This window comes from Dethiosulfatibacter sp. (assembly GCF_983023055.1).
On the sequence record NZ_CEZJXU010000294.1, the window covers coordinates 1 to 2,537 of the forward strand.

The 2,537-nt window shown below is 30.2% G+C and carries 3 protein-coding genes; all 3 read right to left on the reverse strand.

Annotated elements, in window-relative coordinates:
- Positions 1 to 156: 156 nt before the first annotated feature.
- Positions 157 to 543, reverse strand: coding sequence for a hypothetical protein (locus AC3AX0_RS09840; RefSeq protein WP_487550117.1), 387 nt, complete (start codon positions 541 to 543; stop codon positions 157 to 159).
- 145 nt (positions 544 to 688) lie between these two features.
- A complete protein-coding gene (locus tag AC3AX0_RS09845; protein WP_487550118.1) occupies positions 689 to 1,420 on the reverse strand; it encodes an alpha/beta hydrolase family protein in 732 nt (243 codons plus the stop codon).
- 236 nt (positions 1,421 to 1,656) lie between these two features.
- On the reverse strand, positions 1,657 to 2,537 hold an 881-nt coding region (locus tag AC3AX0_RS09850), incomplete at its 5' end, for a group II intron maturase-specific domain-containing protein (RefSeq protein WP_487550119.1).

Genomic DNA, 2,537 nt, shown 5'->3' on the forward strand with positions numbered 1-2,537 from the left:
TTAAATCAAAAAATGATGAGCTGACGGCTCACCATTTGTATTAGGCTTTGTTAGACTTTAGTGTTGTTAAATAGCAAAATAAATAAGTGCGATTAAGACCCACTCATAGACTTTTCCATATTATCATTGTTAACAGCGTATTATCAGGTAATACTATTAATAAAATCTATAGTAATAAAATAGTATTATGGATGCAGATGGGGTGAAAAAAAACCAAAGAGGAACAACAAATGGAGTTGCAATACCTTGAATAATCTGCATTACTCTAATTATACGCTTCTTGCTTGTATCTTTATACCAATTTATTGTTACACCCATGATTCCCCATGACAACACAAAAATACAAGCAAAATCAACAATTGATGAACGAAATTCACTTAACTGTTCATAATTATATCCACCATCACCAAAGAACATAAACAGCATAATTCCAAAGATAGAAACAGATACATTTGAATATATGAAAAGTTTAAAATAACTCGACTTTATTACTGCAATAACAATTTTTTTGAATTTAGATTGATAACTCATAATATTCCCCAAACAATTTAACTCCTACAATCATTATATATTAAAACATATGTGATTCCCATATAATAACAATCAATTACATATTTAAAGATACTAGAAATCAGAAAAGGTACTTGAAGTCATGAACTCAAAGTACCTTTCAAATATTTCTTTCAATTTATCTTTGAATAAAATTTATTACTTTTTCTATCATATCGTTAGAAAAATAGTGATACTCATCTTCTTCATAGTATTCTATCTTCTTATTATTTTTAAATAAACCTTCATATATATTTCTTGTAAACTTCGCGGGTACATTATCATCTTTAGCACCATTTATTAGTAACCATTGACAATCTATTGTATGATCATTTAAATATTTTAGTGGATCTAAACCCATTACATAATTTATCAATTCTTTCTCTTCGTTTGTGTTGAAATCGTTAATAGAGTTTTTTTCCATACTATAAATTATTTGATCTACAAATGATAATGCACCTAATACAGAAATACGTTTATCAAAATTTATATTTTTTTTAATCAAATGATTAACAACATTCGCACCTAATGATATACCTATAACACTCATTTTAGCACTATCAATTCTTTCACAAAGTGATACTACCTCATCAGAAGTTTTTTCAATTAGATGAAAAAGTAGTTTTCCGAAATCAACATCAGAATTAATTTTTTCAAACAAGTTCCTACTTCTGTCACCATGTCCATCTATATCAAAACTTATAACTTGGTATCCCAGACCTGCAAGTTTCAAGGCAACTTTACTGCCCTCATATTTGTCATTATTAAAACCATGTATGAGGATTATTGTATGTTCTCTACTTATATTATTATTCGAGTAAATCAAACAAGGTAGTTCATTTATATTTTTCTGCTCTACATTAATATTCATTAGCATTCCTTTCAATCTCTTTGTATTTACTTAGTTCATATTATCAATATTACATTAATGAAATGGTAAAATCTATAAATTCATAGCAATTAATATTTACAATAATATTACACTAATAGGTCCGAATTTGCATTTTAAGTCTGGTAGGTCAGGAGAGTCGCCTCTCCGTTCCCCCATAGGAACTGTACGTGACACTTTCATGTCATACAGCTCGAGCCTCTTGTAACCAAATCGTGTCAGGATTTGGCAAGTCGTCGTTTTCGCCTCTTCTTGTAATACTCTTGATGTTCAGGGAAGTATGGATTATTTTCTAGTTTAATCATTACATGTCTTTCTATCCTGAAACTTGACATAAACTTTAGTTGGTTTGTTTCTGATTTAAAGATCCAGTCTCTGTTGCCAATTCTGGCAAAGTATCTGTCTCTTATCCATCTTTTTGATTTCTTTGGGTGTCTCCTCTTAACCCATTTCCACAGTCTTTCAAATATATATTTATCTATATCTATGAATGTTTCCTTTGCACATATATGCTTGTGGTAATTACACCATCCTGTTATAATCTGATTCAGTTTTGTAATGAGTAAATCTTGTTTGTGTCCATTGTATTTCACCATGGTTTCTTTGATTTTTGTCTTTACTTTCTTTATCGATGATTTCGATGGTTTAATTATGAGCTTATTGTTGTATTTTCTGAAGTTCCATCCGAGAAAATCAAATCCCTTGTCAATGTGAGTGATTAGTGTTTTCTCTTGTGATAATTCAAGTCCTCTTTCCTTTAAGAAGTTCTCTATGATAGTTTTGCATTCATTTAGAGTTTCTTCATTATCAGCTGTGACTACAAAGTCGTCTGCATACACTACTATATGCACTTTATGCTTGTTATAATATTTAGATACTTTACCTGTTTTCGTTTTCCAGAACACCTTTCTGATTTCATCCCCTATTCCGTTAAGAACTAGGTTTGATACAGTTGGTGAGATGGCTGCACCTTGCCCTATACCTCGTATAGTTGGGTATAGTTTATTCTGATGGATGTATCCTGACTTGAGAAATTTTCTCATAATATTCTCATTCATAGGGATATGTTTTAGCATCCATTCTTGTGACATATTATCAA

What these genes read in the sequence shown, in the direction of transcription:
- AC3AX0_RS09845 (WP_487550118.1), bottom strand. Translation starts at nt 1,420, where the DNA reads ATGAATATTAATGTAGAGCAGAAAAATATAAATGAACTACCTTGTTTG.